Source organism: Aeromonas sp. R4-1 (assembly GCF_040908325.1).
GTDB lineage: Bacteria > Pseudomonadota > Gammaproteobacteria > Enterobacterales > Aeromonadaceae > Aeromonas > Aeromonas veronii.
On record NZ_JBFODM010000070.1, the window covers coordinates 1 to 8,930 of the forward strand.

Below are 8,930 nucleotides of genomic sequence, written 5' to 3' on the forward strand. Positions count from 1 at the left end.
CAGGGCAAGATCGCGAACGTTTTTTAAGCAGGGCACGAGGATTTGACCGACCGAACAGGGTGTGATCTTATACTCTCTTTTACGGGAGTTTCGTCATGAACCATCAAGCGGCATTTACCCAATTCTTCTCCGAACTTGAAGACCCTCGTCAGACAACCAAAATCGCGTACCCCTTCTTCGATGTGGTTTTTCTCACCGTCTGTGCTGCTATTGGTGGAGCTCAAGGTTGGGAAGATATCGAGCTTTTCGGCGAGGCACATCTGGAATGGTTTCAGCGTAATGGATTGTTTCATAACGGATTACCTGTTCACGACACCATAGCCAGGATCATCTCCCGTATTCAACCGGAGCAATTCCAGAACGCCTTCGTCCGCTGGATGCAAGCAACATCAGAACGTACCGATGGTGAGCTGATTGCCATTGACGGCAAGACCTTACGCAGCTCTTACGACCGAGACAGTCGTCAGTCTACCATTCATATGGTCAGTGCCTTTGCCGCTGAGAATCGTCTGGTGCTCGGGCAAGTCAAAACAGATGAGAAATCTAACGAAATCACCGCCATTCCTGAATTACTGGCACTCCTCGATATAAAAGGCTGCCTGGTATCCATCGATGCCATGGGCTGCCAGACTGGAATAGCCTCAACCATAGTCAAGGGCGGTGGCGACTACTTGCTGGCGGTAAAAGGTAACCAGCCCACACTGCATAATGCAGTACGCGCAGCTCTGGCCGAGTCGACCAAGAAGCCGCTGAGTGAAGAAACGCTCAGTGTCGAGAAAGAGCACGGTCGCATCGATGGCCGCGAGTACCATGTGTTACCAGCCGGAGCACTATCAGAGCAATTTCCAGAGTGGAAATCGCTGAAGACTGTCGGTGTCGCAATATCCTATCGAATTGAAAATATGGAAAAATTTTCGATGGAGTATCGCTACTACATCAGCTCGGCTGAACTGACACCAGAGCAGTTTGCTTCAGCGGTACGAGGGCACTGGGCAATTGAAAATAGCCTGCACTGGGTTCTGGATGTCGTGATGAATGAGGATGCCTGCCAGATATATCGAGGTGATGCCCCTCAAATATTGGCCTGTGCACGACACATGGCGCAAAACATGCTGCGAGCCGAAACCAGCCGTAAGGCAAGCTTGCGGAAGAAGCAGCAATTTGCGGGCATGAGCAGCCCATATCTGGAAAAGGTATTGGATTCAGGGCTGGCTGAATTGAAGTCAATTTAACAATATGTTCACGCTCTCGCCCTGGGCAATCCTCAGGGAAAGTACATTAACACTCAGGATAATTATGTCCGTATTGATAGAGGATTTATTGATCTGCCCCCTTTCATATTTCTCACGATCCAGTCCTATCAGGTAAAAATATCTTCTTGCTGGCAGGCCAATTTTGTCACCCTCGCACACCGAATATTGGAGTTTTTTTTCTATGTATTTACTGCGCGCAATGGCTGATTAGCCCTGTGATGTCGCCAGACTGTGCCCGCTTGCAACAGAGGAAATACTCTACTCCCGGCATTGCAGCCCTATGGCAACTTTATCGATGTCCATAAGGAACCAACCCGGAGGTCCCCCATCATTTTCACAGTGACTTGAGCCGCACCTAACTTATTGTTTTAAATGATTTATAGTTTTTCATATTTTATGAATCCAATTAATCCTGTTTTATTTTACTTACATCACCCGACTGCTAAATTTGGCGTCATCCCGGCAGGACGAGGCGCACTGAAACGACTGACTGCGGGCTACCGATAACAGGTGTGCAATGAGCACAGAAATAACGTTCAGGCATAGCAACCGTTATTTTGACGACATCACACTTGCTGATCCTTGTTGATTTGAGGTTATCTGATGAAAAAACGCTGCTTGCTCTCTCTGTATTGGTCATGACCGGAACCGCATATGCAGGGGTGCCTGATTTATCCGCCAGCTGTCCTGGACATATTAATCTTCGCGTCTAAGATGGCACGGCTTATATCAATAACCAGCAAGTTCCACTTAAAAAAGTGAATTCAAATTTCTACGAGGCGAGCAAGGGGCGCACCACCCTCTCCATGGTGAAAAATGGCGACTGGGGCATCACCTATTTTGTCAAAAATGGCGACAGTGGCGCCTGCCAGCTCAATGACGATGAGAACGATGACGACGGCGATGATGATGATAATGAAATCGCCAGTAGCAGTGCCTACAACGGCAGCACTGCGCAAACCAAGGTTGCCGAGAACGCCTGCATGAACGCCGTCGCCAGAAAAGCGGGCGTCAGCCGCAGCAAACTGACCCTCGACTATGTGGCCGACTCCCAGGCGGGGATGATGATTGATATCAAGGGGCCCCATGACCGGCTCTGGCACTGCCTCACCGACGCCCGCGGCCATATTTCTGGCATCAATCAGGACTGATTTCGAGCCACGGCTCAGCGGGGCCCACACCTACCGTGGGGGCTCCACCCCTTATCCATTGCAATTATTTGATACAGGTAAATGAAGATGAAATCCAAACAGACTCTGCTCAATGTCGCCCTCGGTTGCCTGCTGGCTGTCGGTATCTCCGGCTGTGCCGTGGCCAAAACCCATCACGGCCACAAGACCCATGCCCAAGCGCACGCTCAGGAAGGGGCCGTGCAGTATGGCGACGAGAGCCCGTGGGCTGGCAACTATAAGGCGGTCACTGACGATGGCCGCACCGTGGCCGAAATTCACGTCGATACCACAGGGGAGACCTATATCGATGGCAATCAGGTAAAACCGAGCCACAGCGGCAGCGATTACCTGAAATTCAAGCAGGAGACCATCACTTACACCCTGCGCAAAAGCGGTGCCAGCTGGAAAGACAGCGATGCCGGCACCAGCGGCCGCATCCTGTTCGATTGATAATCCCGACACCGGCCTTGCCAGACACCAAGCCCCGCCAAGGGGCTTTTTTGCACCTGCAAAATACTATCAGCCTCTGCATGATCACCAACGAGAAAGTAGCACGTCGCAAACTCAGCCTGCTAGAACTCGCCAAAGAACTCAATAACGTCAGCAAAGCCTGCAAGCTCATCGGCTACAGCCGTCAGCAGTTCTATGAGATTCGCCGTAACTACCAGACCTATGGCGCCGAGGGATTGCTCGACAAATTGCCCGGCTGTAAACGGGCTCATCCCAATCGAGTCGCTCCCGAGATTGAACAGGCCATCCTCGATTACTCCCTCACCAGACCAGCTCATGGCCCGCTGCGAGTCGCGCAAAAACTGGCTCTGCAAGGCATCAATGTTAGTGCGGGTGGTGTGCGTGGCGTGTGGCAACGGCACGACTTGCTCTCCAAACACGACCGCTTGCTGCGCCTTGAGAAAACTCACCGGGATCAGACCATTGAGCTCAATGACGAGCAAATTCGCCTGTTAGAGCGCTTCAGCCCCGAGTTCCGCGAACGCCAGATAGAAGTTCACTACACCGGGAACTGGTGGCGATCGACACCTTCTTCGTCGGCGCGCTCAAGGGGGTTGGCAAGGTGTATCTGCAAACCGTGCTGAACTGCTACAGTCGCCACGCCTGGGGGCGGCTCTACACCAACAAGCTGCCGGTGACCTCGGTTCATGTGCTCAACGAAACGGTGCTGCCATTCTTTGAAACCCACGAGGCACGGGTCTATACCATCCTGTCGGACAACGGGCGCGAGTTCTGCGGGCGCCCTGACCATCATCCCTACGAGCTGTTCCTGCAACTGGAGGGGATTGAGCACCGGACAACCAGGGTGCGCAGGCCGCAGAGCAACGGCTTTATCGAGCGACAGCATTGCACACTGCTGGATGAACACTTCCGCATCAAGGGGAGAACGACCTGGTATGAGTCGGTAGAACAGATGCAGACAGACCTGGATAGCTATCTGGTGCACTACAACACCCAGCGGCCACATCAGGGCAAGATGATGGAGGGTCACACCCCCTACAACATGTTCAAGAAGGATCTGAAATTGATACCGAAGAAAGTGCGCACTAAAGTAGCGTAAACAAAACACCGATTTGAGGCCGGAGTCAGGTGATAACTAGATCTGTACAACCTGTGTTTATCACATCGCAGCGCGCTGAGCATACAATACGGGCAATAAGAAAGCTCTTATTGCCCGTTTAATAAACGTTACTGTGTTTACCCTAAAGTTTACACAATGCACTCAGCATTCATTAGAATGCGTAAAACAGACCTGCATATACAACATCATCGCTGTTCACTTCGGCATTTTCGAATACATATTCGCTGTATGCCAAGAAGTTGCTGGTGAAGTTGTAAGTCAGACCCAATGTGGTGTAGATGGCGCGCTCATTGGTCTCTTTAGTCTCGGCGTTGTTGTAAACAACATACGGAGTCCAAGCATCCACATTGTAGGATGCGGCAAGCTCGTAGCCACGAGTCTTATCTTCGTTGTCACCTACACCATAGTATTTAACTTTGGAATTGCTGTAAGAGGCACCCAGGTAGAGGCCTTCCAGGGTATAGGAGGCACCCAGACCCCAATCTTTCTTGCTTTCAGCACCGTCAGTATTGGCGACTGTCTCATTGAACTCTTTTTGCTCCAGACCGGCAATCAGCGCCAGACCGAACGGGGCTTCGTAGCCCAGTTTGGCGGCGTAGCCACGATCCAAGTCGCCTGTCAGCTTAACAATACCGTTATTGCTTGCGACATCTTTATAACCGGTATTGGCAGTAATATAGCTCGCGCCGAAGGAGACACCGTTCCACTGGCCATCGTAACGAACCTGACCTTCCTGACGGCCATCGTAGACACTGGCCAAGCCAGAGTTTTCATTCGCAATATCAGCCTTGTTGATAACGTCGTTGAACACGGTATCCAGCTGACCAAAACGGATCATACCAAACTGGGAGCCATCCAGACCGACATACACTTCACGGGAGGTGATGTCATCGCCAGCACTACCTTCTTTAGATTTGTTGGAGGTCAGTTGCCACTCACCCTTGGCCAAGCCAGACCAAGTGTCGTTCAGGGCAACTTTGGTGCTCAGACCGATACGTGCACGGCCAGCGAGATCTTCAGCCTCGCGATCGTGATCACTGGCAAATTGGGTACGCAGGTTACCGGTGATGCCAACTTGAGTACCGTCTTTGTCATAGATGACGGCGGCGTTCGTGGTGGATGCGAACAGAGCCGGGATAGCAATAGCCAGAATTGTCTTTTTCATAGTTTCCAATGCCTACTGTAAGTTAAACACTAAGTCGTTGTTATTCCCTGTGTTAGCGATGTTCTTTGCATCACTATGCCGCCGAGACTAGCACCGGATTTTTTGAACCGCAATGAAAAAACTTGGAACTTTTTATGGAAATCATGGTCACCAAGATGAAAATGTGATGCGCATCTCACTTGAAGCTGAATCAATGGGAAAACGTTTACAACTAATTCTGCTGATTATTTGGACTCAAATAGTCTGATTTGCATGCAAATAACGCTAACTACCTGATAAACAACCAAAGTGGTCTGATCAGTGTAAAACTGCCGTGATAATGGCTGCTGCCTCGACCTCACCAAGGGGTTGCGGGTATCCTTGTCCTTCGATTAACCCCTAACTGGCCTTCTCTTCATGCTCTCTACTCGCCTTAAAGCCACCATTCGTCAAACCTATCGCCAGATTTCGGATGGATTACCCGGTTTTGTGCCGCGCAAAGAGCAGAACTTTCTGGTGGCAGAGATAGCCAAAACCCTGACCGGCGAGTACGACAAACAACGCCGGATCCTGGTGGCCGAAGCAGGAACCGGTATCGGCAAATCTCTTTCTTATGCGCAGGGCGCCATCCCGGTGGCGCGGCTCACCCAGAAGAAGCTGGTGATCTCCACCGCCACCGTGGCCCTGCAAGAGCAGCTGATCCACAAAGACCTCCCTTTTTACCACAGCCACAGCGAGCTGCCGTTTCGTTTTATGCTGGTCAAGGGGCGTCAGCGTTACTGCTGCGAACATCTACTGGAACAGGCAGCCAGTGGCGCCGAGATGGCCAACTTCGAGCTCGACTTTGGCAGTCTGAGCAAATCCAAACCATCTGACAGCGACAAAGATCGCTACCAGGCCTTGTGGCAGGCCTACACCAATGGCAAGTGGGACGGGGATCGGGACAACTGGCCGGAGCCCATTCCCGACACTTGCTGGGATCGCATCGCCGCCGACCGCCACACCTGCAACAAGGCGCTAAGCCATCACCAGCACTGCCCCTTTCATCGCGCCCGCAACGACATGGAGAGCGCCGATGTGCTGGTGGTGAACCATGCGCTACTGCTCTCCGATCTCACCATGGGCGGCGGCATCATTCTGCCGCCCCCTGATGAGTGCATCTATGTGCTGGATGAGGCCCATCACCTGCCCACCATTGCCCGGGATCACGGCGCGGCGTCGGCCAGCGTCAAAGGCTCGCGTCGTTGGCTGGAGAAGCTGGTACAAAGTGCAGGCAAGCTGGCGCGGACGCTTAATAAGGAGAGCCTGCTCGATCCCCAACTCAAACTGCAGGATGCACTGGCCTCCATCCAGCCCGATCTGAAGGCGGTCGAGCAGTGGCTCAGCACCAACGATCGGCTGTTTGGCACGGAACCTCACTACCGCTTCGCCGAAGGGGTATTGCCTGATCCCCTGCCCATGCTGGCGGAGAATCTCAAGGAGTCGAGCAAGAAGGCGCTGCGAGCGCTGGATCGGATGCAAGGAGCCATAGGTGAAGCGCTGAAAGATGGCGAGATCCGCCGCAAGGAGGCCGAACCCCTGCTGGCCGAGAGCGGTTTTCATCTACAGCGGCTGGAGAGTTTCTGCGCCCTGTGGGAGATGCTGGGGCGCCATGTGCCGACCGGCAAAACCCCGCTCGCCCGCTGGATGGCCAAGAGCGATGACGGCGATATCTGGCTGCACGCCTCACCGATTGAGGTAGGCTATCTGCTGGAGGAGTGGCTCTGGTCGAAATGTCTGGGAGCCGTTCTGGTCTCAGCGACCCTCACCGCCCTCTCTTCCTTTAGTTATTTTCGCCATCAGGTGGGGCTCAAGGAGCACGACGGTACCCGCTATCTGCGCCTGCGCTCCCCCTTTGATTATCAGAAAGCCGAACTCTATCTGCCCAAGATGGAGCACGAACCCAACTCGCCGGCCTTTACCAACGAACTCATCAGCGTGCTGCCCCGCATTTTGGCGGGCAAGGAGGCGAGTCTGGTGCTCTTCTCCTCCTACCGCCAGATGAATGAGGTGGCTGTTGGCTTGCGAGCCAAGGGACTGTCACTGCTGGTGCAGGGGGAAGCCTCCCGCAATGCCCTGCTCACCCTGCACAAACAAAAATGCGATGGAGATCAGGCCAGCATACTGTTTGGTACCGGCAGCTTCTCGGAGGGGCTGGATCTCCCGGGTCACTACCTTACCAATCTGGTGATCACCAAACTCCCCTTTGCGGTGCCCAACTCACCGGTCGAGGAGGCCACCGCCGAGTGGGTGGAGCAGCGAGGAGGCAACCCCTTTCTGCAACTGACGGTGCCAGAAGCATCGCGCAAACTGATCCAGGCCTGTGGCCGCCTCATCCGCAAGGAGGCCGATCAGGGACGGGTCACCATTCTGGACCGGCGTCTGCTGACCAAGCGTTATGGCAAGGGGTTGCTTGATGCCCTCCCCCCGTTCACACGTCGGGTCGAGTAAATCAGTCGGCCGCTATTGATAAACAAACTGACAGCGGCGCGAACGTTGACCACCAGAAAGAGCCATTGCCGCAGTAGGCCAAACCTGTAAAAATGAGCCCCTGTTTTCAGTGGGCAATCGCCTGACTGTTCAAGGAGATGAAATGAAACTGACTGTTCTGGTACCGGCGCTGGCTGGTCTGTTGTGGGCCGGTAGCGCCCTTGCTGATGCCCAATTGGAAGTGACCACCCCGTATGTCGTCCAGCTGATCGATGGTCAAGCAATCAATCCCTCATTACTCGATAACACCAAAAAGTTTCCACTTAGCGTTGGTAAACATCAGCTCGTGGTTGCATTTGAAGGCAATTATTCTAATCGAGACGAAATCAAGCTGGTGACCGCCGAGCCGCTGGTGCTGAACTTCACCGCTGCCGACAACCAGCAGCTGGTGCTGGACTATAAAAAGCCCCGCAACGAAGCAGAAGCCAAACAGTTCCTGAAGGATCAGAAAGTCACGCTGAAAGACAAGGTCAGTGGTCAGCAAGTGAGCAGCGAACAGTTCGTGATGCCGAAAGTAGAGGGCTTCCAGCTGACCCGTGACTATCAGCAAGAGCTGATCAACATGGGCAAAGCATTCAACCAGCCCAAGACCGTCGCCGTCTCCTCTGCTGCTGTGATGGCTGCCGTCAGCGCACCGGTTCAGGTTGCCCCCAGCAAGGCTCAAAGCAATCCGGAAGCGCTGACCCAGTTGCAAAACTGGTACAACAAGGCCGATGCGGAAACCCGCAAAGCCTTCCAGATCTGGGTTATCCAGCAGCAATAAGCCGGGCTGAGAGATTGACTGAAAGGGGAGCCAAGCTCCCCTTTTCAATATCTTGCGATCTTACTCACGACGCGTCTTGATTTATGCGCTGCCACTTCCCCTTTATATAGGCTCTGTCCCAATTACGTGTTGAAAGGCTAATCTTGAAGTAGGCCATCACCTTGAGGTCAACCATCATGGATACCCCAGCCTTTCAACACCTGCTGTCTCTCTTTCCCCAGTTAACCCTGCGCCAGCGCCGTGTTGCTCAGCAGGAGCTCACTGCACCCCACACGATTACCTCGCTCAATACTCAGTTACCGGCATGCAGTGGCTGCCCCCATTGTCAGGCCGATGTTACCCAGCTGGCGCCTTGGGGATGGAGTCGGGGGCTGCGCCGCTACCGTTGCAAACTGTGTCTGCGCACCAGCACCGTTCTGACCAAGACGCCCTTGGCCAGATTGCGTAAAGCACAGTGCTGGGAAGACTACGCGCAAGC

6 protein-coding genes and 2 pseudogenes are annotated in these 8,930 nt (G+C 53.5%); 7 read left to right on the forward strand and 1 reads right to left on the reverse strand.

The window, feature by feature from the left end:
* Nucleotides 1-95 precede the first annotated feature (95 nt).
* The 4 genes and pseudogenes from AB5Y90_RS12405 to AB5Y90_RS12420 all read left to right on the forward strand — a co-directional run bounded on the left by AB5Y90_RS12405 (nt 96) and on the right by AB5Y90_RS12420 (nt 3,995).
* Nucleotides 96-1,232, forward strand: coding sequence for an ISAs1 family transposase (locus AB5Y90_RS12405; RefSeq protein WP_024943479.1), 1,137 nt, complete (start codon nt 96-98; stop codon nt 1,230-1,232).
* A 779-nt stretch (nt 1,233-2,011) separates the two neighbouring features.
* Nucleotides 2,012-2,404, forward strand: coding sequence for a hypothetical protein (locus AB5Y90_RS12410; protein ID WP_368166920.1), 393 nt, complete (start codon nt 2,012-2,014; stop codon nt 2,402-2,404).
* A gap of 87 nt (nt 2,405-2,491) precedes the next feature.
* On the forward strand, nt 2,492-2,875 hold the full coding sequence (locus AB5Y90_RS12415; protein WP_042056543.1) for a hypothetical protein: 384 nt from the start codon (nt 2,492-2,494) through the stop codon (nt 2,873-2,875).
* A gap of 80 nt (nt 2,876-2,955) precedes the next feature.
* Nucleotides 2,956-3,995 (forward strand): annotated as a pseudogene (locus AB5Y90_RS12420) (IS481 family transposase).
* Between the two features lie 172 nt (nt 3,996-4,167).
* Here AB5Y90_RS12420 and AB5Y90_RS12425 read toward each other — a convergent pair.
* A complete protein-coding gene (locus AB5Y90_RS12425) occupies nt 4,168-5,181 on the reverse strand; it encodes a porin (RefSeq protein ID WP_368166921.1) in 1,014 nt (337 codons plus the stop codon).
* Between the two features lie 396 nt (nt 5,182-5,577).
* On the opposite strand from AB5Y90_RS12425, the gene dinG reads away from it, so the two are divergent.
* From dinG to AB5Y90_RS12440, 3 genes and pseudogenes are all read left to right on the forward strand, one after another.
* Nucleotides 5,578-7,650, forward strand: coding sequence for an ATP-dependent DNA helicase DinG (gene dinG / locus AB5Y90_RS12430; RefSeq protein ID WP_368166922.1), 2,073 nt, complete (start codon nt 5,578-5,580; stop codon nt 7,648-7,650).
* Nucleotides 7,651-7,792: 142 nt separating this feature from the next.
* Complete coding sequence (locus AB5Y90_RS12435) at nt 7,793-8,452, forward strand: DUF2057 family protein (RefSeq protein WP_368166923.1); 660 nt, start codon at nt 7,793-7,795, stop codon at nt 8,450-8,452.
* Nucleotides 8,453-8,628: 176 nt separating this feature from the next.
* Nucleotides 8,629-8,930 (forward strand): annotated as a pseudogene (locus AB5Y90_RS12440) (IS1595 family transposase); the annotation flags it as partial.